Source organism: Salinisphaera sp. C84B14 (assembly GCF_040361435.1).
Classification (GTDB): Bacteria; Pseudomonadota; Gammaproteobacteria; order Nevskiales; family Salinisphaeraceae; genus Salinisphaera.
On the sequence record NZ_APNL01000010.1, the window covers coordinates 102,819 to 124,065 of the forward strand.

Genomic DNA, 21,247 nt, shown 5'->3' on the forward strand with positions numbered 1-21,247 from the left:
GACCGGCTGACCAATCAATGCGGTCAGCCGCCTTTCTGGGCCAACTCACGAAACGGAGAAAATCATACGCTAAGCCTCGTCCAGCGTTCGCAGCGGTTTTGATCGCCGAGCGACTGTTTTTAATCAATGGGGCGCTTGGCCACAGCATGCGCTTTGCCACGGGCGATCAGCTAGCGGTTAACGGGGAACGCTGCGGCACCGGCGATAAGCAATGCCAGCACAATACTGATGCAGAACAATAGTGAGGCCACACCAGCCGCCATCGCGCCGGGGATGACCAACATCATGAGATTATCCACTGTCTCCGTGATCGCGATCGACGCGGTATCGGCGGCCAGAGTGAGTTTGAGCGAGGCGCTGAAAGAAAGTGAACCCGGCTCGGAGCAGCAGCTGCAGCATGGTCAGGAAATAGCCAAAAAAGAACGCGAGAACAACCGCAATCGCGATAGTTGCGACCGAACCCCGTAACCATGCCAACCACCTCAGCAATAGCGCAGCCGCTCAGGCAGTATATGGTTGCACTGAGTGCGGTCTGGTTCAAAGAAGCGCCGCCGGTGTGCGTGTGGTGCGATGTCGAATTCATCGGTGACTCACGGTCCCATATTCGGTAGCGACATTTGTTGCAGCAAGGGATCTAGCCCGGCTATTTACGGCGCGGTCAGGGGCTTGTGTTAACGCCCGATCGGCGGCCGCCCGCGGGTGCACGCATGCGCCGCCGGTTCGTATTTTGCGGCGGCTCGGGCGGCTGCTCTCCCTCGGACAGGCCCTCGATGATGGGACAATCCGGCCGGTGATCGCCGCGGCAGTGCTCAGCCAGATGCTGCAGCGTCTCCCGCATGGAATTCAGCGCTTCGATCTTGTCTTCGAGTTCGGCCACGTGCGCCAGAGCCACGGACTTGACGTTGGCGCTGCTGCGACTGCGGTCGCGCCAGAGGGACACCAGCTCGTGCATCTGCTTGACGGAAAAACCAAGGCTTCGCGCCCGCTGGATAAACTTCAGGGTGTGAATGTCGGCATCGGTATAGACGCGATAGCCGGATTCGGTGCGGCCTACGGGCGGGATGAGATTCACCCGCTCGTAGTAGCGGATCATCTTCGCGGAGATACCGGATGCTTCGGCGGCTTGGCCTATGTTCATGATCGCCTCATGCCTCAAAGGGGGCTCGACCGGTCAGGCTTCGACCGCCGAGCCAGTTTCCGGGATGAAAAACGCGTCCGCGTGCAGACCGCCGGCCCTCAGACCACGTTGGGTTAGCAGGTCCTGCGGCGCGTCGACCATGGCGGGCGGCCCGCGACGTAAGATTTCCAGCTGTCGAGATCGGCCAGATCCTGGCCCACGGCGTCAGTGACCCAGCCGGTGCGCCACGCTCCAGTCGCTGTCGCCTCGGACAACGTTAGCATGGCGTTCGGCCAACGCTTCAAAATGCCCGTCGAAGTACAGATCGCGCGCTGTGCGAACGCCTTGGTCGATGTGGATGGGCTGTTGCAGCCCACGGGCAAGCGCCGTTCCCACGATCGGGCCGGCATGTTTTCGCGCAGAAACGAAGTGCCGTAGGGCCCTTCGACGGGCACTTCATCATCAACCGCCAGGTTTGTCGCCACGCGTTGACTGGCCGCCTCGCCGGCTCGCGACCTCCTCGTTCGGCCGCGGCTACCGGGCCGCCACGGTCGTGGCGGGACTTTGCGATGCCGGGGCTTCCTCGAACCCCATGGGCGGCGCGAACCGACGTAGGCGCAACGCATTGCCGAGCACGAAGATGCTGGACAAAGCCATCGCAGCCGCCGCAAAAATCGGCGACATCAATACCCCATACGCCGGGTACAGCACGCCGGCGGCGACCGGGATCAGCGCGGCGTTGTACGCGAAAGCCCAGAACAGGTTCTGCTTGATGTTGGTGATCGTCGCGCGCGACAGACCGATGGCGTTGGGCACGTTGCGCAGGTCGCCGGACATGAGCACCACGTCGGCGCTTTCGATGGCGACGTCAGTGCCAGTGCCGATCGCCAGGCCGACATCGGCCTCGGCCAGCGCCGGCGCGTCGTTGATGCCATCGCCGACGAACGCCAGCTTGCGGTCGTTCCCCCGCAGGCGCTTGACCGCTTCGACCTTGCCGTCCGGCAGAACCTCGGCGATCACCTCGTCGATACCCAACCGCCGGGCGATGGCGTTGGCGGTGCGCTGGTTGTCGCCGGTGATCATGGCCACGCGCAGCCCCAGACCGTGCAAGGCCTCGATGGCGCCGGGTGTCGATTCCTTGATCGGATCGGCGACTGCGATGATCGCGGCCAGACGGCCGTCGATCGCGGCGTAGAGCGGCGTCTTGCCCTCGTCGGCCAGGCGGCTCGCGGTCTCCGCGAACGCGGTCACGTCCAGAGCCATCTGGCGCATGAAGCGGTCCGCGCCGATCGCGACGGCGCGCTCATCGACGGTGGCGGATACGCCGTAGCCGGGTGTGGCCTCGAAGTCCGCGGCCTTGATGAGCTTAACGCCCGACGCACGCGCGGCCTCCACGATCGCCTCGGCGACCGGGTGCTCCGAATGGGCCTCCACGGCGGCAACGGTTTGCAGCACGTCGTCACGTTCGAAACCGTCGGCGGTGACCAGATCGGTGAGCTCCGGGCGCCCCTTGGTCAGGGTTCCGGTCTTATCCAAAGCGATGGTGTCGATACCGCGCAGGCTTTGTAGCGCCTCGCCCTTGCGAAACAGCACGCCCATTTCCGCGGCCCGGCCGGTACCGACCATGATTGAGGTCGGCGTGGCCAGCCCCATGGCACAGGGGCAGGCGATGATCAGCACGGCGACCGCGTTCACCAGGGCGAACGTCAATGCGGGCGTGGGACCGAATAGCAGCCAGATCCCGAAGGTCAACGCTGCGGCCGCGAGCACCACCGGCACGAAGACGCCGGTCACGCGATCGACCAGCGCCTGGATCGGCAACTTGGCACCCTGCGCGGCTTCGACCATGCGGATGATCTGGGCCAGCATGGTATCGCCGCCGACCTTGGTAGCGGTAAACGAGAAACTGCCGGTCTTGTTGAGCGTGCCGCCCACGACTTCGGCGCCCGCACTCTTTTGAACCGGCACCGGCTCGCCGGTGATCATGGACTCGTCGACGTAGGACGTTCCCTCGGCCACCTCGCCGTCCACCGGCACCTTTTCACCGGGGCGGACCTGCACGATATCGCCGACCTGCACGTCTTCGAGCGCCACTTCCACGGGCTCGCCGTCACGGATCACCCGGGCCGTCTTGGCCCGCAGCGTCATCAGACGCTTGATGGCCTCGCTGGTACGCCCCTTGCTCAGCGCCTCCATGTAACGCCCGATCAGGATCAGCGTCACGATCATGGCCGAGGCTTCATAGTAGACGTTGACGGTGCCCTCGGGCAGCACGCTGGGCAGAAAGGTCGCCACCAGCGAATAACCGTAGGCCGCACTCGTGCCCAGCATGACCAGCGAGTTCATGTCGGGGCCGCCGCGCATCAAGGCCGGCCAGCCCTTCTTGTAGAAGCGTAGACCCGGCCCGAACTGTACGAAACTGGCGAGCACGAAGAACAGATAGAACAGGTTCTGCTGACCGAGCGTTGCCATCAGTCCGTCGTGCAGGCTCGTGAATATGTGGCTACCCATCTCGAGCACAAAGATCGGCAACGTCGCCGCGCCCGCGAACAGGATGCTGCGCTTGAGCGCGCCGATCTCCTCGGCCCGCGCCTGAGCTTGCTGATCGCCGCTGTCGTTGTCCGCTACCGTGCGGGCCGCATAGCCAGCGTCACTGACTGCAGTTTCCAGCGCCTTGGCGTCGACCATGCCGGCGACGTGGCGCACCTGCGCCTTTTCAGTGGCCAGATTCACGTGGGCTTCCAGCACACCGGGCACGGCCGCCAGGGCTTTCTCGATACGGCCGACGCAGGACGCGCAGCTCATACCTTCAACGGCCAACTCGATCGTCTCCTCGACGATCGAATAACCGGCTTGCTGAATCGCGGTCTGGACCGCGGCCGTGTCGGGCGCGGATGAAAACGTGACCTCGGCCCGTTCGGTGGCCAGGTTCACATTCGCCGACTCGACCCGATCGACGGCGCGCAGGGCTTTTTCCACGCGGCCGACGCAGGATGCACAGCTCATGCCAGCGATACCGACACGTAGGGTCTGCCCCACCGGATGCGAGCCCGATGGATCGTTTGATAGTAGAGGTTCTACAGAAGCCATGACGGTTTCTCCGGTGCGTTGGGTGCCATGGCGACGGAGTATCAACGTTGCCACGATGGGAAGGTCAAGCGGTTATTTTCGTCCGGTCCGGTCATCCGCTCCAATCGTCGACAGGGCGTTTTCCAGCCTTGACCTTCCACGCGTGGCAAGCACCAATGTTTGCTCGACGTCAATGTATCGCTCACTTCGAGACGACCGATGAAGCGACCTTTTCAAGGAGACCACCCCATGACACAAAAGCCCCCGCTCCCGCCCTTCACGCAGGAGTCCGCTCGACAGAAGGTCCGAATGGCCGAAGACGCCTGGAACACGCGCGATCCGGAGAAAGTCTCGCTGGCCTATACTCCGGAAAGTGTCTGGCGCAACCGCTCGGAATTCATCGAAGGCCGAGACGCTATCGTTCAGTTCTTGACGCAAAAGTGGCAGCGGGAACTGGGTTACCGCCTGATCAAGGAGTTATGGGCGTATCACGAACGCCGCATCGCAGTGCGTTTCCAGTATGAATGTCACGACACCGCTGGCCAGTGGTTTCGCTGCTACGGCAACGAGCAGTGGGAGTTTGACGACAACGGCCTCATGCAGCGCCGGGAAGCCAGCATCAACGACGTACCTATTGAGAAAGAGCAGCGTCGCTTTTTGTGGCCACAAGGGCCACGACCGGAAGACCATGCAGGATTGACCGAGCTCGGGATGTAGCGCGCCAAACGAGATTCACCACTGCGAATAGCTTGACCTTCCCACCGTGGGAAGCCTCACGATTGATTTCACATTTCCAATACAGGAGCCTGCGATGCAGCGTTATACCGTTGAAGATATGTCGTGTGGCCATTGCGTTAACACCGTTACCCGGGCAATCGAACAAACCGACCCGGATGCGACCATCAACATCGACCTGGAAAGCAAGGTTGTGGCAGTGGACAGTACCGCGGATGATGAAAGCCTGCGCCAGGCGATGCGATCGGCCGGTTATGAGGCGGAGCCGATCGCCTAGCACCGACGAGCACGATCCGTTTCGTTCGCCCCGGTGCCGCACGGCCGGCGCCGGGGTTGAACTCCCAAGGACCAGTCCGTCGAAGCAGCGACCAAATCCAACAACGCAGGCGCCGCGCGTCGCCCCGTAGACAAGGAGCGCTCCATGCACACCGAAGACATCAGCCACTGGGAACACGATCACAGCTTCGGCCAGGATCGCCCCCGGGCGGGCGAGCGTCGCACCCTGATCGTCACGGCCATCACGCTGGTCACCATGGGCGTCGAGATCGCCGCCGGCGTGGCTTTCGGTTCGATGGCACTACTCGCCGACGGCATCCACATGGGCACCCACGCGCTGGCGCTGGGCATCAGCGCGTTCGCCTATATTTACGCGCGGCGTCACGCCCACGACCCGCGCTTTACCTTCGGCACCGGCAAGGTCAACGCGCTGGGCGGCTATACCGGCGCTCTGCTGCTGGCAATCTTTGCCGCGGTCATGGTCTGGGAGAGCGTGGAACGGGCCCTGAACCCGGTCGCGATTCAATTCAATTGGGCGATCGCCGTGGCCGTGGTGGGCCTGATCATCAACGGCCTGTGCATGTTGATTCTGGGCGACCATGGTCACGAGCACGGACACGACCATTTTCATGGGCACGCAGCCCACCACGCGCATGGCCACGACGCCCACGATCACGGCCATGGGCAAGACCACAACATGCGCGCGGCCTATCTGCACGTGCTGGTGGACGCGCTGACCTCGTTGCTGGCGATCTTCGCCCTGCTGGCCGGGAAATACCTCGGTGCGGTCTGGCTCGATCCGGTGATGGGCGTGGTCGGCGCCATCCTGGTCGTGCGCTGGGCGAAACAGTTACTGGGATTGACCACAGGCGTGCTGCTGGATCAACGCGCCGAACCCGATGTCCGCGAGCGGCTACGTGAGGCGATCGAATCGGCGGATGACAACCGTCTGGCCGATTTTCACGTGTGGTCGATCGGGCCAGGTATTTATGCGGCGGCGTTCAGTATTGTGACACACCACCCGCAGTCGCCAACCTACTACAAAGCGTTGATCCCCAATGACTTGGGTATTGTCCACTCGACTGTAGAAATCTCGCGTTGTGCGTGAAGAATGGTCGTCTTGAGTTATTCCATAGGCCAGTTGACACAAAACGCCAATACGGGCGTTGAAACCATCCGTGTCCACGAACGGCTCGGCTTCGTGCCGGAACCACCGCGCACGCCCAGCGGCTATCGCCGTTCTCCACCCGGCGCCATGGAACGCCTGCGGTTTATCCAAGGCGCGAAGCGGCTGGGCTTCTCTCTGAACGAGATGGGCAAACTATTGGCCCCGTAACACGCGCGACCAAGCAAGAATACGGCGCTCCCAATCGCCGGCTTTTACCTACATCTGGCCCTGTACGAACACAGGCCACGCCGGCGACGGCCCAACCAACACTGAGTCTGTGTCTGATGGACGACGGGTTATTTTATATTCCAAATAGTTAACTACTTCCGACACCCTCAACTCACGTTGTTACTCAGCACATCACGCTCTTGATTTTTAGCCTAACCGCATCTACGTTCGATCACATGCGTTTCATGTTCGCACTATCGCTTTTATTGGCCGCGTTTGCCACGCAGGCTAGCGGACAAACGCCACCGCGCGTTTCTATCCAGCTCGCCGGCGATCACGGGCAATCCACAGTCGGCAGCGAACCGAGAAACGCCACTCCTACCGCCAACGATGAACATCATGATGGCTCCGAGGGTCATAAGCATCATAAGTGCGCATCTGTCGGCCATTGCGCAGCGAGTGCCATAGGCGCTAGCAATTTCTTGTTCAAAACGGATTATTATTCTGCGGTAAAGCCTGCTGCCCTTGATCAAAGTGAGGTTGGCAGCGGATTTACTTTACCACCATACCGTCCTCCCGCCAGAGCGTCGTAGCCTTTTCGCATTGGCAGCGGCTCAAACGCGCCTGGATTAAGCAGACTCTAATCAAATCTGCTTGTGTCCGCAGACGTACGCCGCGCTCCGAGCTATAAAAGCAAATTGGTAGCTTGAGGCTAGACGAACTGGTCAATTGCGATCGCGTTTTGCAGCTTTATCGTTGATATGAATTACGGGAGTGAACTCATGCACATCTCAAATGTTAATCCGTCCGCATCACATTGGTTTATCGCGACTTCTCTGTTCCTCAGTAGCGCGATATTTATGACCGCAAGCGCTGGGGCAGGCCATGAAGCCGAATCGGCTGACACCACAGCTTCAGGGAATACTCAGGCGGTGGTAAGAGTCGAAGGCAGTTCCGAGACAGCCCCGTCGCCTAGCCGAGGCAACACCGGTCCGAGAGGCGCCGACGATTACGACGTCATTGACCACTCGGGCGAGCCTGGGTGGGCGTCCGAGAATGTCCCCAAACGTGGTGCGGAATCCGAGACAGCCCCGTCACCTAGCCGAGGCAACACCGGCCCGAAAGGCGCCGACGATTACGACGTCATTGACCACTCGGGCGAGCCTGGGCGGGCGTCCGAGAATGTCCCCAAACGTGGTGCGGAAAAGGAAAATCAGGAAGGCGGGGACCATACTGATCCGCAGTCGCATATTCACGCTGGCCCTCACACTCGCGACTAAATTTCGATTGGAGAAAATAGCGTAACGTCGCTTAAGCAAGGGGACAGCGATGAGCTGTCCCCTTCCCGTGCCTCGCAGCTTAGACGACCCAGCGAATTCGGACAGCTTAGGAAGACGGCTTGGAATTCAATTTAGCATTCCGATAGCGAACGTAGACCGTGCGAGGTTAAGGCTTTTTATGGCCTTCGTAATGAGGGTGTAGACAAACCTTGTAAGCCGCTGAATAAACGCGTGTTTCTCGAACTGGGCTTTTGAAGCCGATTTCGGAAAAAGGGAATAAAGTCAGAAGGTTACTACGGCGCTTCCTTTGAATTTATCTACACCCTCAATGTATATAAGGATCTATTCACACACTTACACATGAGCCTTAAGAGGTGATTCCTATCTCTGGCATCGGTGAAACTGCCCGGCAAGTCGGAATGTCCGTCGATACGCTGCGTTATTACGAGAAAATTGGGCTGTTGTCCCCCGTTGCGCGGGATAGCCGAGGGCGAAGGCGCTATGTCGCGCGGGATCTCGCCCGTCTACATTTCATCCAGCGCGCCCAACGCTGTGATTTTTCGCTCAACGAAATCCGGGTACTACTCGAATCCCGGAGCTGCCGTGATGCCGCTCGACCGGAAGTCGCGCGATTGACTGAACAAAAACTGCAAGATATTCGAACCCGTATGGCCGATCTGGATCGGCTGCAACAGGAGCTCGGGAACCTTTTGCAGCTATGCCGCGGCAGCGACCAGGGTTGCCCGATCATCGACGGACTCGACGCGCCGACTGAATAATCGGAAGCACAAAAGCGCAAATAATTCTTGACCTGGAGTCAACTCCAGGTACTACGCTCCTTTAAACACCATGCGCGGCTTGACCGAAGTTGGTTGAGCTTGGCTAACAAGGAGCACCTCATGCAAACCACCCTACTCAGTATCGACGGCATGCACTGCCAAGGCTGCGTGCAGATCGTGCAAAACGTGATCGAACAGCAGGCCGGTGTCAAAGGCGCCTCGGTGTCACTGGACGCCAGGCAGGCGCGTATCGCGCACGATGCCAATCAGGTGTCGCCCGAAACGTTGGCCAAAGCCGTTCGGGATGCCGGTTACACGGCCGAGCCGGCCTAAGCCTTGGAGATCGCACAGGCCGGAGTACTGGCCGCCGGCCTTGGACTGCTGGCTTTCGTGGAGCCGTGCTCGGTGGGCAGCCACCTCTTGTTCCTGAAGTTTCTGGATCGACTGCCGGAGCGTCAGCGTTTGTACCAGACGCTGGTTTTCACCTTGGCCCGTGCCGGCATGATGACCGGACTGGGCGTGCTCGCGGCCGTGATTGGCGCCCGATTCCTAGGCATCCAGCACGGCTTGTGGATGGCACTGGGCAGCTTGTATGTCGCACTCGGTTTGGCATATCTGGCGGGCGGCGCGCCGTGGCTGATTCGCCAGAGCGACCGGCTGCTGCCCCACGTCCCAACGACGTCCGGGGGCGCCGCGCTCGGCGTTTTGTTCGGCTTCAATATCCCGGCCTGCGCGGCGCCGTTACTGGCGGTATTGCTCGGTGGCGCAGCCGCCCAGGCCGCCGCCGGCGGCGGAATGGCCTATGGCGGCGTGTCCCTGCTGATCTTTGGCCTCGCATTGTCCAGCCCGCTCGTGCTCGCGGTGTTCACCCAACGTGGAAGGCGGCTATTGAATGCAATCGCCCGTTTCGCCGCCCGCATGCCGCGCATCACCGGCGCAGTGCTCGTACTACTCGGTGTTTGGTCCATCGGGCTGGCGTTGTGAGGCCGTGTCTTGCGAGCGCACAGCCGGGCAGTTTCTTTTCGATATGCGTATCTGCACGCGGAGTGACCTATGAGTACCGTGACGCTGGAAACCACGCTCGTTTGTCCAGCCTGCGGGCATGAAGCCCAAGAGACCATGCCGACCGATGCTTGTCAGTACTTCTACGAGTGCGGTGGCTGCGGTGCCTTGCTGCGCCCCGAAGCTGGTGATTGTTGCGTGTACTGCTCTTATGGGTCGGTGCCCTGTCCACCAGTGCAGCAGGACGGCGACTGCTCATGTTGAGGCGAACACGCATTGTGCACCGCGCGTTCTCCATTAAAAGGTGATGCCATGAACGAGACAACCGCAAATTCCGACGCGCTTCACCCGTGGAGCGATGACACCACTGGCGATTCCGGCATCCGCAGCGTGCGCGCCCATATCGGCGGCATGCACTGCTCGTTGTGTACCGGCACCATCGAACGGGCACTGGGTGCCAAACCCGGCGTCCAGCGGGTGGCGGTCAGCCTGACCCACGAGCAGGCGCTGGTCGAATACGACGATGGGCAGACCGACGCCGAAACCCTGATGGGCACCCTCCAGCAGATCGGCTATACCTTGAGCGATCCGCGCAAGGTCGAACCGTTCGAACGGCAGGAGCAGGCGCTTGCCATCGAGCGCAACCGCTTCCTGGCAGCGCTGACACTGAGCCTGGCCGCGGTGGGCCTGATCGTGGATACCACCAGCGCCTGGACCCTAGGCCTGTCGTCGCTGGTCTATGTCAGTCTGATTGGCTTCGGCTATGCCGTACTGCGCGGACGCGGCCACGCCACTGCATTGGCCGGCAGCGCAGGGCTGGCCGCCGGCGGGCTGATCCTGTTCGCGCTGCGCGCGAGCGGCGTGCTAGCTGGTTACGAGCCGGTGCTGGTCGCCGCGCTCGCGCTCGCCATGATGTTCGGGCTGGCCCGGCATATGCTGGTGATGGCTGTTCAGGCGCTACGCCGTGGCATTCTCAATCAACACGTACTGGTCGAGATCGGCGCCTTCGCCGGTCTGATCGGCGGGGCGATCGGGTTGGCAGCGCAACCGCCGGGTTATCCGACAGCGGCGTTTTTTGCGGTGTCGGTGATGGTGCTGACCTATCACCTGTTTTCCGAATGGCTGTCGCTGATCGTCAAGACCCGCAGCGCACAATCGGTCAAGCGGCTGCTGGATCTGCAGCCCGAGACCGCGCACGTGGTCACCGATGACGGCGAGCAGGATAAGCCCGTGGCGCAGGTTGCAGCCGGCATGACCGTGCGTGTGCGTCCTGGCGAGCGCATTCCGGTCGACGGCGAAGTGACTGACGGCGGCTCGGCGGTCGACGAATCGTTGATCACCGGCGAGCCGCTACCGGTGGAAAAAACCACCGGCGACAGCGTCGTCGGCGGCGCCATCAACGGCAACGGCACCCTGCTGATCCGGGTCACCGCGGTCGGCGACGACAGTTTTTTGCATCAAGTGATATCCAGTGTCGAAGACGCCCGCGCGCTCAAGCCCGGCCTGCTGCACATCGTCGATCGGGTGTTGCAAGTCTATACGCCGACGGTGCTCGCGATTTCCGCGCTCGCTTTTCTGGGGTGGGCCCTCGGGCCGCTGGCCTTCGGCGCCGACCCCGAATTCCAGCGGGCGGTGTTCGCCGCGCTGACCGTACTGGTAATGGGCTATCCCTGCGCGGTCGGCATCTCCGCGCCGTTGTCGATCGTGCGCGGTGCCGGCGAGGCCGCGGACAAGGGCGTGCTGATGCGCACCGGCGAAGCCTTCCAGGCGTTGCGCAAAATCGACACCGTGGTGTTCGACAAGACCGGCACGCTCACCGAAGGCCGGCCGGCGGTGCGTGATATCCATGGCGTCGATGGCAACGACGACACGCTGCTGGCGGTTGCCGCGGCGGTGGAAGCAGCGTCGGAGCATCCGCTGGGCCGGGCCGTGGTCGAAGCCGCACTTGAACGCGGACTGGGTTTCCCCGACGTGGCCGATTTTCAGGCCGAGTCCGGCCGCGGCGTGACAGCGCAGATCGACGGCGAGACCGTGCGGGTCGGCAGCCCGGCGTTCCTGAGTGCGGCCGGCATCGCGTTGGATGCCTTGCAGGAACGCATCGACGCTGCCGAACAACAGGGCCACACGGTGATTGTCGTGGCCCGCGGCGATCGCTTGCTCGGCGCAATCGCGCTTGGCGATGCGCTGCGCGCCGACACCGTCGATACCATCGCCCGCTTGCACGAGTTGGGCATCCGCACCGCCATGCTCACCGGCGACAACAAGCGCACTGCGACCCATATCGCCAAACGTGCCGGCATCGACGACGTGTATGCCGGCGTGCTCCCCGATCAGAAAGCCGAACGTCTGCGTGACATGCAGCACAACGTGCGTCTTGCGATGGTCGGCGACGGCATCAATGACGCCCCGGCGCTGATGCAGGCCGATATCGGCATCGCCATGGGCTCAGGCACCGACATCGCCATCGACGCGGCCGATATCATCATCCTCAACGGACAGCTCGGTGCGGTCATCACGGCCTGGCAGATCAGCCGCTGGGGCTATCGCAAGATGTTGCAGAACGTGGGCCTGGCTTTTTTGTTCAACGGCATCGGTATTCCGCTGGCAGCCACGGGCCTGATTTACCCGGTGTGGGCCATGGTCGCCATGGCGGCCAGCGTGACCGCGATCTTCGTCAACTCGCTGTGGCAGCGGCCAACGATGTTTTTCGATGCGGTGGCGAGTGTGGCCGACTGAACGAAAAAGCTCGCCGTTTATCGATTTTGACATGGAGCCGAGCCAATGAGAGTGGAACGACAAGTGTGGTCGCTTAATCGATGGCAGACCATTACGCTGATTGTATTGCAACTTTTATTCGCCGCCTGCGCGACCAGCGTTCTGATTTACCGCGCCCAAGGCTGGGCGCCGGAGGTGATCAATTTCGGGTGGCTATCGTATCGCGCCTGCAACATCTATATCTCCCTTGCTTTGGTCGCGTACTTCGTCGTTGGTTTGTGGCGAGGGCATCGTTATATCGCACCGCTGCTTACGCTGTTCGTGCTGTTTCATTTGGTTGAGGGGGCGATCATCGGCTTCTGGACCAAGGCGATCCTGCAACTCGCGGCGCTCGGTGTGTTGAGTTGGAGTATCTGGCCCGCGCTTCGTACGCCCGCGCCGCTGAAAAGCAGTTCAACCAACAGGGCGAGATGACCGGACTTTGGAATCAACGCCGAAAACAGGCAAAAGCGACGCTGCAAACCCATGGCCTCAACCGTCGCCGCTGCCCCGGGGGGAAGTCCGTGCCGCCGCATTGTCGTTCCCCTTACCGTTGTTGCCATCGCCAGTAACCGGGCACCACGGATTGTCAGGCACGCCGGCGCAAGGATCGGGCATGGGCGGCTGATCGGGCAACGGCAGCAGTTCGGCCCGGATGGCGAATTCCTGCGTAAATGGGGCGGGCCGTTCTCACGGCGGTCTTTGCCTATCGCTCACGCGTATCGACGTGGGCTTCTCCGGTCGGATCTACGCCGCCTATGACGGCATCTACATTGCCGATTCGCTGGCTTTGCTGTGTGGCTCAGGGCCTGCGGCCGAACCCGTTGCAGAGCCTTGCGCATGGTGACGGGACACATGGCGCAGGTCATGTTGTCGACCGTGAGCGCCACGGTTTCTCGGTCGCGGCGATGACGGTCGGCACCCAGGCCGCAACTCCGGTCACCGCCGATCTGGAGCGCTTGAACGATGTTGGCACCGCTTTGAAATCTCGACCGAGGAAGGATCAGCCGCCCCGCATGCGGCTGTGGATGCAGTCGGCTACCAATGTCTGGGCAGATGCCGCTTGACTCCGTACCCAAGTAGAGACTTTAGGCTTGCCGCAATCGATTTGTCGTGGGTCGGGTCTAATCCACCGCGACCCCCACAAGCTCTATCGTGCAAACCCATCGGGATTTAGCTTAAACTAAACTTGTAATGACATTGCTACGCGCCATGCTGATCGCCTTCCTGGCGATTTCAATGCCGCTGCCAGCCACGGCGGCGGCGTTTGGTGTGCCCCCCTGCATGGAAGTGTCTGCCGAAAAAACCACCGGGTTGGGAGCGGCTGCTGGCGACGAGCAAACAAGCGACACCGCTCAGCAGAACGAGTGTGGCTGCGAACAATGCGACGCCTGCGCCGCTTGCGATGCACCCTGTGCCACAGGCGGCACGGCGACTTTCAATGACACGCCTCTTGTCTTTACATTGCCGTTGCCACAGGCTGCGCGCGCGATGGCGCTTAGAACCAGAACTCTACCGGCACATCCTGAAGATCTCATCCGTCCCCCGTCCCTGATCCAAAGCTAGACGTTTACCTGTCGGTGCTCCGCGCGCCGATATGTTTCAACCGCTTTGGAGATGGGGCATGTCCCATTCGCATCCTGCGCAGCGCCAGCCTGCACAATTAAGCCGTAGCCGCGGTTTTTGGTCCCGCTCGGCCGAGCGGCCTGCGCTGCTGATATTACTTCTGCTGCTTGGCACCGCCACCAATGTCGCCGCCGCCAACGGTCCGAGCGACGAGCTCTTGGAACCCAATGATCTGGTCGAGCGGGTGCTGTCTGAAAACGCCGGTCTGGCCGCGATGCGCTCGGCGGTCGACGCCGCCGAAGCGCGTATCGAACCCGCCGGGGCGCTGCCTGACCCGCAACTTTCGGGTGCGGTGGCGCCGGAGACCATTGGCGGCTTTGAAACGCCGTCCGGACGTGAGCGCAGTACCAATATTCGTTTCGAGGTCAGCCAGGATTTTCCCTGGCCCGGCACCTTGGGTCTGCGCGCGGACGCTGCGCGTAAAGAAGCGCTCGCGGCCGACGATAACGTCGCGGCGGTGCGGCTGCGCCTAGCCTCGGCCACCCGCTCGGCTTATGCCGAATGGTATTACGTACACCAGGCGCTGGAGATCAATGTCGCCAATCAAGACTTGGTGGATGAGCTGCGCCGGATAGCGGAAAATCGCTACGCTGCGGGATTGACCGGCCAGCAGGATGTGTTGCAGGCCGAGGTTGAACTCCAGCGCCTGAAACACCAGGCCATCAAGCTGCGACGCATCAAGCGCAGCGTGCGGGCCAAAATCAACAACCTGCTCAATCGAAAGGCCACCGCGCCCGTTGCCGGGCCGGCAGGGTTGCCCCTCCCCGGAAGCTTGCCGCCCTATAGCCGCTTACGCCGCAGCGCCCTGTCCAGTCATCCCGAACTGGCGCAAATCCAAAAGCGCATTGCCGCCGATGAGGACCGCGAAGCGCTGGCCAGAAAAGCGTTCTATCCCGACTTCAAGGTCTTCGGCGGCTATAACAGCCTGTGGGACGCCGGCGAGAAACGCTGGATCGCCGGTGTCGGTATCAGCCTCCCGCTGGACCGCAGCAAATACCGCGCTCGCCTCGACGAGGCCAAAGCCGAGACCATGCGCACGGAATACGAGCTGGCAGACCGCCGGACCACGCTGCTGAGCCAATTGGAACAGGCCCACGCCGCGGTGGAGGAAGCCAAGCACGCCATCGCCTTGTACGAGAACGAGCTGATCCCGCGCACGCTGGAAAACCTGGGCGCCGCCCGATCCGAATACGGCGCCGGCGGTGGCGCGTTCCTGGATGTGATTACCGCCGAGCAACGCAAGCTCAACGCGGAACTGGAACTGGAAAGCGCCCGCGCGGACTACTTCACCGCGCTGGCTGAATTGAGGCGCTGGAGCGGCGGCGAGCTGACAGGCATCACGGTGCCGGCCGCCATGAATTCCGAGGAGTTTATGCATGAATAAGAGATTAGTGATCAGCGCCCTGATCGCGATCCTGGCGGCGGCCGGCATCGGCGGCTGGCTGCTGTTGCGCGACGCGGGTGGCGCCGACGCCGGCCCGGCATCCCTGGCCCAGGCCCCGACCTACCAATCGGGACCGTTTCGACTCGCAATTGCGGTCTCCCCCGAAACGCCGGTGGTCGGTAAAAACCGGCTGGCCATCCGGCTAGAAGACAGCGACGGCAATCCAGTCTCCGGTGCCAGCATCAAGGCGGTGGCCACCATGCCGGCGATGGGGGGCATGGCGGCCATGCAGGCCCCAGCCGAGCTCGAAGAGACCGAGCCGGGGCGCTACGCGGGTCCGTTCAACCTGAAAATGAGTGGTGCCTGGCCGCTAACCCTGCAGATCAAGAAGGCCGGCCTCGGCAAAACCCGGATCAGCTTCGACCTGGCGACCGGTCGACAGGGCTTACAGCTCGCCACCGGCGGCCGTCGCCTCGGCGGCGGAGCCAAGGGGGAAATGGATTCAGGCGGGCAAGTCGCCGACGCAGCTTCGGACATGCCCACGATCAACCTCGATAACCGCCGGCGGCAGCTCATCGGCCTCGAGACCGGCAAAGTCGAACGTCGCCAGCTGGTGCGCGAGATTCGCGCCGTGGGCGAGGTGGTCTACGACGAAACCGAGTTGAGTGATGTCACGCTCAAGTACGACGGCTGGGTCGGCAACCTGAAGATCGACTACGTCGGCGCGCCGGTCGAGCGCGGCCAGATGCTGTTCGGCATCTATAGCCCCGAGTTGTTCTCGGCCCAGCAGGAGTATCTGCAGACCCTGCAGCGGCTGTCCCGCCGCGGCCCGGACGACAGCCTGGTTCAGGCCGCCCGCCAGCGGTTGATGCTGTGGGATATCGCCCCGGCGCAGGTGCGCGCGATCGAGCGGCGCGGTGAGCCGATCAAGTACCTGCCGATCCATGCGCCGGCGACCGGCACAGTGGTAGAGAAGAACGTGGTCGAGGGCTCGGCCGTCAAGAAAGGCCAGATCTTGATGCGCATTGCCGATCTGTCCACGGTCTGGATCGACGCCCAGGTCTACGACAGCGAGCTGCCGCTGATCGATGCGGGCATGACCGCCGAGGTCACCCTGCCCTATCTGCCCGACGCCCACTACGAGGCCGAGGTCGACTACGTCTACCCCTACTTCCAGGGGCAGACTCGCACCGGCCAGATCCGCCTGTCGTTGCCCAACCCGGACGGGCGGCTCAAGCCAAACATGTACGCCGAGGTCGAGCTGCAGGCCGATCTCGGGAAGCGTCTGTCTGTACCCGAGTCGGCGGTCCTGTTCTCCGGCGACGCGCGCGTGGTGTTCGTGGACCTTGGCGACGGCCGCCTGCAGCCGCGCTACATCGAGACCGGCCAGCGCAACGAGGACTACATCGAAGTCACCTCCGGGCTGGAGGCCGGCGAGACGGTCGTGACCTCCGGTAACTTCCTGATCGACGCCGAAACACGCCTGAAGACGGGGATCAAGCAATGGTGAGCGAAAAAATGCACGGCGCCGGCGACCGGCCGGACTGGATCCAGCGGCTGATCGCGTACTGCGCGCGTAACTGGCTACTCACCCTGATCGTGGTAGCCGCGGCCACAGCCTGGGGCTGGCGCTCGCTGGACGGCGCGCCGCTGGACGCGATCCCCGATCTGTCCCCTGTGCAAGTGATCGTGTTCACGGACTGGCCCGGCCGCAGCCCGGACCTGGTCGAGGACCAGATCACCTATCCGCTGGTCACCTCCATGCTCGCCGCGCCCAACGTTGAATCGGTCCGCGGCCAGAGCTTCATGGGCCTGTCGTTCGTCTACGTAGTCTTCGAGGGCGGAACCGACATCTACTGGGCGCGTTCGCGAGTACTGGAATACCTCAACTCGGCGAGCAAGGACCTGCCGGAGGGCGTCAATCCCACCCTGGGCCCGGACGCCACCGGCGTCGGCTGGGTATACCAGTATGCCTTGAAGGATACATCCGGTAACCAGAATCTGGCCGAGCTGCGCAGCATCCAGGACTTCAACATCCGCTATGCCCTGGAGGCGGTCGACGGCGTCGCCGAGGTGGCCTCGGTCGGCGGCTACGAGAAGGAATATCAGGTCAACGTCGACCCCAACAAGCTGGCGTCTCAAGGCTTCTCGCTGGACCAGGTGATCGAGGCGGTGCGCGAGTCCAACAACGATGTCGGCGGCCGGGTGCTGGAGGTCTCCGGCCACGAGCACTTCATCCGGGGCCGCGGCTACGTGAAATCCGTCGATGATTTGAAGCATGTCGTGCTGGGCACCGGGCCCGGCGGCACACCCGTCACCCTGGACCAGGTCGCCGACATCCACCTCGGGCCGGCCATGCGCCGCGGCCAGGCCGACCTCAACGGCGACGGCCTGACCGTAGGCGGCACCGTGGTGATGCGCTACGGCGAGAACGCGCTGGACGTGATCGACCGCGTCAAGCAGCGCCTGGACGAGGTCCGGGCCTCGCTGCCCGAGGGCGTGGAGATCGTGCCCGTCTACGACCGCTCCTCGCTGATCGAGCGTGCCATCGACACGCTCAAGCGGATTCTGACCGAGGAGATGCTCATCGTCTCCGTGGTGCTCCTGGTGTTCCTGCTGCACCTGCGCTCGGCGCTGGTGGCCGTGATCACCCTGCCGATTGCGGTGCTGCTGGCCTTCATCCCGATGTACTACCAGGGCCTGACCGCCAACATCATGTCGCTGGGGGGCATCGCCGTGGCCATCGGCGCCATGGTGGACGCCGCTATCGTCATCATCGACAACATCCACAAGCGGTTGGCCGCCTGGCAGTCTGGCGAAGCGCCGCCCGAAGAGCTCGCCAAATCGCGCACGGCGGTGATCATCGAAGGCATGCAGGAGGTGGGACCGTCCATCTTCTTCTCGCTGCTGATCATCGCGGTGTCGTTCCTGCCGGTGTTTGCCCTGGAAGGCAGCGAAGGGCGTCTGTTCAAACCGCTGGCCTATACCAAGACCTATTCCATGTTCTTCGCCGCGCTGCTGTCGGTCACGCTGGTGCCGGCCCTGGCCGTGCTGCTGATTCGCGGCAAGATCCGCGGCGACAAGAGCCGACTGAACCGTGGCCTGCAGCGGGCCTACATGCCGGTGGTTCGGGCCGCGGTCCATGCCCGTTGGCTCGTCATCGGCCTGGCCGCGGCGGCCCTGGTGGCCACAGTGCCGGTGTATCAGCAGCTCGGCAGCGAGTTCATGCCGCCGCTCAACGAGGGCTCGATCCTGTACATGCCCACCGCCCTGCCCGGCATGTCCATCGAGCAGGCCAATCAAACGATTCAGACCATGGACCGCCGGTTGAAGGAATTCCCCGAGGTCAAGCGTGTGTTCGGCAAGGTCGGGCGCGCCTCCACGGCCACCGACCCGGCCCCGCTGAACATGTTCGAGATCAACATCATGCTCGAGCCCAAGGACCGGTGGCGCGAGGGCATGACCTGGGACAAGCTGATCCAGGAGATGGACCAGGCGATGGACTTCGCCGGCATGCCCAATATCTGGTGGATGCCGATCCAGACCCGCACCGAGATGCTGGCTACCGGCATTCGCTCGTCGCTGGGCATCAAGGTGCTCGGCCCGAATCTGAAAAAGATCGAATCCACCGGCATCGCCATCGAACAGGCTCTGCAGGAAGACCCACGGACCGCACCGTACACGCGCAGTGCCTTCGCGGAGCGTACCACCGGCGGCTACTTCCTGGACTTTATCGTGGATCGGGCCGCCGCCGCCCGCTACGGGCTCAACGTCGGCGACGTCCAGGACGTGATCGTCGCCGCCATGGGCGGCCGTGCGGTGTCGCAGACGGTCGAGGGCCGCGAGCGCTACGACATCCTCGTGCGCTACGCGCGTGGCTTTCGGGATGACATCCAGTCGCTCAAGCGCACATTGGTCACCACCGCCGACGGTGCCCAGATCCCGATCTCCCAGGTGGCCGACATCGAGTTCACCACCGGGCCGCCGAGCATCCGCGACGAAAACGGCCAGCTCGCCGGCTACGTGAACGTGGATGTCAAATCCGAAATCGGCATCGTCGACTATGTGGCCAAGGCCAAACAGGTGGTCGCGGACCAGGTCGACATCCCGCCCGGCTATCGCCTGGAGTGGGCCGGCAAGTTCAAGTACTACCAACGGGCCGCGGCACGCCTGCAAATTTTGGTGCCGCTGACCATCGGCCTGATCTTCTTCATGCTGTTCATGCATCGGGGTTCGCTGGTCGAGACCGCGATCATCATGCTCAGCCTGCCGTTCTCGCTGGTCGGCAGCGTCTGGCTGCTGTGGGCGCTGGGCTACAAGCTGTCCGTAGCAGTCGCCGTGGGCATTATCGCAGTCTCCGGCCTGGCCGTGGAGCTGGGCCTGCTCATGATGGTGTATCTGGATTTGTCCTGGCTGCGCTACCGCAACGAAGGACTGATCCACAGCCACACGGACCTGATCGCGGCCATCGAAGTCGGCGCTACCCACCGCATCCGGCCAATGTTGATGACAGGCCTGGCCCTGTTCATGGGGCTGATCCCCATCATGCTCAGCCACGGCTCGGGCGCTGAGATGATGAAGCGCATTGCCGCGCCCATGCTCGGCGGCGTGGCTTCGGCGCTGGTCATGGTGCTGATCGTGTTCCCTGTGATTTTCTCGTTCTGGCGGGGACGCGGTTTGTCGCGGGAGGCCGACACGGAGTCGGGCACAACCAGACCCGGAGGACATCGTGACGCTTGATCGCCGCCGATCAATACAGAGACTCGCGTGCCGGATAGAACGGCGGGTCACAGACCCTGGGCACAGCGCCAGGCCGCGGCATCCGTAGCTTCCACAAATCGAGGACCTCGTTTCAACCACGCTAAGGAGCAAGACCATGAAAATACTTGAAAGCATCTACCTCACTCTCTTCGCCGCGTTCGCCGGCATCGCCAACGCCGCGGAGCAAGCCGGGCCCGGCCGGATGGGCGAGGGCGGCATGATGGACGGAGGAATGATGAACGGCGGCATGATGATGGGCGGGCCGATGATGTTCGCCTGCATGCTATTCGCGCTTCTTGTCCTCGTCGTGCTGGTGCTTGCCATCGTGGCGCTCGTCAAGTATCTGCGCAGCTAGACCGGTCATGGGGGCCGGAAACTACCGATCGTCGATGGCCCGTCAATATTCGCCATGAACGAGAGCGACCACACCCGTCGGCGGTGGATGGCGAGTGTAACGAGTATCGGCGCATTGTCGCCGGGATTCCTACTCGTCGGCGTTAAAAACGAAGCTGAGATTGATAACGATAGAGATGTTGGCACCATCGTGACAGCGCGAAAAGCCCATTTGACGTTGACGGGGTCATCTCACGAAACGGAAAAATCGTACGCTAACTGCGACGCTTGTCCGCAGCGTATCGGCAACGCTAGTGGTTATTCGCCAGGGCCTTGACGATGCGGCAATCTTCGATCCGCCCCCCATGGCAGGCATGGATCATATCGTCCAGTGAGTTTTCCAAAGCTTGCAAGGTCGCAAGCTTGTCACGCACGGCTTCAAGATGCTTTTCTGCGAGTCGAGCGACGTCTTCACAGGAAGCCTCACTCTGATCGGCATGTGTCAGGAGCGTGCGTACATCGTCTTGGCTGAAACCCAGTTCCCGGCAACGTTTGATGAATATGAGCCGTTCAAGGTGAGATGTATCGTAATAGCGCTGACCCCCCTCACTGCGGCCCGCTTCCGGTAGCAGACCTACATCGCCATAGTAGCGGATCGTGGCCACGCCTACGCCCGTGCGTCGGGCGAGATCGCCAATACGCAGATCGGATTGCGTCATGAATACCTCGTGCTTGAAGCTCTAGCAACTCGAGGATTTATCGTGGCGCTCCTATCGCCCGCTGGCAACTCAAGCG

The 21,247-nt window shown here is 62.4% G+C and carries 20 protein-coding genes; 16 read left to right on the forward strand and 4 right to left on the reverse strand.

Translation table 11 applies throughout. The features are described from left to right. Window positions 1–170: 170 nt before the first annotated feature. From C84B14_RS10540 to C84B14_RS10550, 3 genes are all read right to left on the reverse strand, one after another. A complete protein-coding gene (locus C84B14_RS10540) occupies window positions 171–338 on the reverse strand; it encodes a DUF4396 domain-containing protein (RefSeq protein ID WP_209064531.1) in 168 nt (55 codons plus the stop codon). A 320-nt stretch (window positions 339–658) separates the two neighbouring features. Continuing rightward, window positions 659–1,138 carry a Cu(I)-responsive transcriptional regulator gene (gene cueR / locus C84B14_RS10545; RefSeq protein WP_209064533.1) on the reverse strand — a complete coding sequence of 160 codons (480 nt, stop codon included), beginning with the start codon at window positions 1,136–1,138 and terminating at the stop codon, window positions 659–661. Window positions 1,139–1,651: 513 nt separating this feature from the next. Beyond that, on the reverse strand, window positions 1,652–4,123 hold the full coding sequence (locus C84B14_RS10550) for a heavy metal translocating P-type ATPase (RefSeq protein ID WP_353223992.1): 2,472 nt from the start codon (window positions 4,121–4,123) through the stop codon (window positions 1,652–1,654). Between the two features lie 312 nt (window positions 4,124–4,435). Between C84B14_RS10550 and C84B14_RS10555 the strand changes: the two genes are divergently transcribed. The 16 genes from C84B14_RS10555 to C84B14_RS10630 all read left to right on the forward strand — a co-directional run bounded on the left by C84B14_RS10555 (window position 4,436) and on the right by C84B14_RS10630 (window position 20,474). Beyond that, window positions 4,436–4,903 carry a nuclear transport factor 2 family protein gene (locus C84B14_RS10555; RefSeq protein WP_209064514.1) on the forward strand — a complete coding sequence of 156 codons (468 nt, stop codon included), beginning with the start codon at window positions 4,436–4,438 and terminating at the stop codon, window positions 4,901–4,903. Between the two features lie 94 nt (window positions 4,904–4,997). After that, window positions 4,998–5,198 carry a heavy-metal-associated domain-containing protein gene (locus tag C84B14_RS10560; RefSeq protein ID WP_209064516.1) on the forward strand — a complete coding sequence of 67 codons (201 nt, stop codon included), beginning with the start codon at window positions 4,998–5,000 and terminating at the stop codon, window positions 5,196–5,198. A 144-nt stretch (window positions 5,199–5,342) separates the two neighbouring features. Beyond that, window positions 5,343–6,305, forward strand: coding sequence for a CDF family Co(II)/Ni(II) efflux transporter DmeF (dmeF, locus tag C84B14_RS10565; protein ID WP_353223958.1), 963 nt, complete (start codon window positions 5,343–5,345; stop codon window positions 6,303–6,305). 12 nt (window positions 6,306–6,317) lie between these two features. Then, window positions 6,318–6,533, forward strand: coding sequence for a MerR family transcriptional regulator (locus C84B14_RS10570; RefSeq protein WP_209064520.1), 216 nt, complete (start codon window positions 6,318–6,320; stop codon window positions 6,531–6,533). Between the two features lie 1,654 nt (window positions 6,534–8,187). After that, complete coding sequence (locus C84B14_RS10575; RefSeq protein WP_348523047.1) at window positions 8,188–8,592, forward strand: MerR family DNA-binding protein; 405 nt, start codon at window positions 8,188–8,190, stop codon at window positions 8,590–8,592. 120 nt (window positions 8,593–8,712) lie between these two features. After that, window positions 8,713–8,925, forward strand: a complete 213-nt coding sequence (locus C84B14_RS10580; protein WP_209064524.1) for a heavy-metal-associated domain-containing protein — start codon at window positions 8,713–8,715, stop codon at window positions 8,923–8,925. A 3-nt stretch (window positions 8,926–8,928) separates the two neighbouring features. Continuing rightward, window positions 8,929–9,576, forward strand: a complete 648-nt coding sequence (locus C84B14_RS10585) for a cytochrome c biogenesis protein CcdA (protein WP_353223960.1) — start codon at window positions 8,929–8,931, stop codon at window positions 9,574–9,576. Between the two features lie 69 nt (window positions 9,577–9,645). Beyond that, a complete protein-coding gene (locus C84B14_RS10590; RefSeq protein WP_353223962.1) occupies window positions 9,646–9,858 on the forward strand; it encodes a GDCCVxC domain-containing (seleno)protein in 213 nt (70 codons plus the stop codon). Window positions 9,859–9,906: 48 nt separating this feature from the next. Next, window positions 9,907–12,330, forward strand: a complete 2,424-nt coding sequence (locus C84B14_RS10595; RefSeq protein WP_353223963.1) for a heavy metal translocating P-type ATPase — start codon at window positions 9,907–9,909, stop codon at window positions 12,328–12,330. Window positions 12,331–12,381: 51 nt separating this feature from the next. Beyond that, window positions 12,382–12,783 (forward strand): hypothetical protein, encoded by a 402-nt coding sequence (locus tag C84B14_RS10600; protein ID WP_293624233.1) that lies wholly within the window; start codon window positions 12,382–12,384, stop codon window positions 12,781–12,783. Between the two features lie 323 nt (window positions 12,784–13,106). Beyond that, on the forward strand, window positions 13,107–13,415 hold the full coding sequence (locus C84B14_RS10605) for a hypothetical protein (RefSeq protein ID WP_353163140.1): 309 nt from the start codon (window positions 13,107–13,109) through the stop codon (window positions 13,413–13,415). A 127-nt stretch (window positions 13,416–13,542) separates the two neighbouring features. Next, window positions 13,543–13,914, forward strand: a complete 372-nt coding sequence (locus C84B14_RS10610; protein WP_353223964.1) for a hypothetical protein — start codon at window positions 13,543–13,545, stop codon at window positions 13,912–13,914. Between the two features lie 58 nt (window positions 13,915–13,972). Next, window positions 13,973–15,358 carry a TolC family protein gene (locus C84B14_RS10615; protein ID WP_353163119.1) on the forward strand — a complete coding sequence of 462 codons (1,386 nt, stop codon included), beginning with the start codon at window positions 13,973–13,975 and terminating at the stop codon, window positions 15,356–15,358. A 7-nt stretch (window positions 15,359–15,365) separates the two neighbouring features. Beyond that, the gene (locus C84B14_RS10620; RefSeq protein ID WP_006911926.1) at window positions 15,366–16,868 is read left to right on the forward strand and encodes an efflux RND transporter periplasmic adaptor subunit; all 1,503 of its coding nucleotides are present in this window, start codon (window positions 15,366–15,368) and stop codon (window positions 16,866–16,868) included. Then, on the forward strand, window positions 16,862–20,098 hold the full coding sequence (locus tag C84B14_RS10625) for an efflux RND transporter permease subunit (protein WP_123657079.1): 3,237 nt from the start codon (window positions 16,862–16,864) through the stop codon (window positions 20,096–20,098). The genes C84B14_RS10620 and C84B14_RS10625 overlap by 7 nt, the downstream gene beginning before the upstream one ends. A gap of 136 nt (window positions 20,099–20,234) precedes the next feature. Beyond that, window positions 20,235–20,474, forward strand: coding sequence for a hypothetical protein (locus C84B14_RS10630; protein WP_006911928.1), 240 nt, complete (start codon window positions 20,235–20,237; stop codon window positions 20,472–20,474). Between the two features lie 289 nt (window positions 20,475–20,763). Here C84B14_RS10630 and C84B14_RS10635 read toward each other — a convergent pair whose 3' ends face one another. After that, window positions 20,764–21,171: a MerR family transcriptional regulator gene (locus C84B14_RS10635; protein ID WP_006911929.1), complete on the reverse strand. Its 408-nt coding sequence runs from the start codon at window positions 21,169–21,171 to the stop codon at window positions 20,764–20,766. Between the last annotated feature and the right edge of the window lie 76 nt (window positions 21,172–21,247).

What these genes read in the sequence shown, in the direction of transcription:
- cueR (WP_209064533.1), bottom strand. Translation starts at nt 1,138, where the DNA reads ATGAACATAGGCCAAGCCGCCGAAGCATCCGGTATCTCCGCGAAGATG.
- C84B14_RS10550 (WP_353223992.1), bottom strand. Translation starts at nt 4,123, where the DNA reads ATGAGCTGTGCATCCTGCGTCGGCCGCGTGGAAAAAGCCCTGCGCGCC.
- C84B14_RS10555 (WP_209064514.1), top strand. Translation starts at nt 4,436, where the DNA reads ATGACACAAAAGCCCCCGCTCCCGCCCTTCACGCAGGAGTCCGCTCGA.
- C84B14_RS10560 (WP_209064516.1), top strand. Translation starts at nt 4,998, where the DNA reads ATGCAGCGTTATACCGTTGAAGATATGTCGTGTGGCCATTGCGTTAAC.
- dmeF (WP_353223958.1), top strand. Translation starts at nt 5,343, where the DNA reads ATGCACACCGAAGACATCAGCCACTGGGAACACGATCACAGCTTCGGC.
- C84B14_RS10580 (WP_209064524.1), top strand. Translation starts at nt 8,713, where the DNA reads ATGCAAACCACCCTACTCAGTATCGACGGCATGCACTGCCAAGGCTGC.
- C84B14_RS10590 (WP_353223962.1), top strand. Translation starts at nt 9,646, where the DNA reads ATGAGTACCGTGACGCTGGAAACCACGCTCGTTTGTCCAGCCTGCGGG.
- C84B14_RS10595 (WP_353223963.1), top strand. Translation starts at nt 9,907, where the DNA reads ATGAACGAGACAACCGCAAATTCCGACGCGCTTCACCCGTGGAGCGAT.
- C84B14_RS10605 (WP_353163140.1), top strand. Translation starts at nt 13,107, where the DNA reads ATGACGGCATCTACATTGCCGATTCGCTGGCTTTGCTGTGTGGCTCAG.
- C84B14_RS10610 (WP_353223964.1), top strand. Translation starts at nt 13,543, where the DNA reads ATGACATTGCTACGCGCCATGCTGATCGCCTTCCTGGCGATTTCAATG.
- C84B14_RS10615 (WP_353163119.1), top strand. Translation starts at nt 13,973, where the DNA reads ATGTCCCATTCGCATCCTGCGCAGCGCCAGCCTGCACAATTAAGCCGT.
- C84B14_RS10625 (WP_123657079.1), top strand. Translation starts at nt 16,862, where the DNA reads ATGGTGAGCGAAAAAATGCACGGCGCCGGCGACCGGCCGGACTGGATC.
- C84B14_RS10630 (WP_006911928.1), top strand. Translation starts at nt 20,235, where the DNA reads ATGAAAATACTTGAAAGCATCTACCTCACTCTCTTCGCCGCGTTCGCC.
- C84B14_RS10635 (WP_006911929.1), bottom strand. Translation starts at nt 21,171, where the DNA reads ATGACGCAATCCGATCTGCGTATTGGCGATCTCGCCCGACGCACGGGC.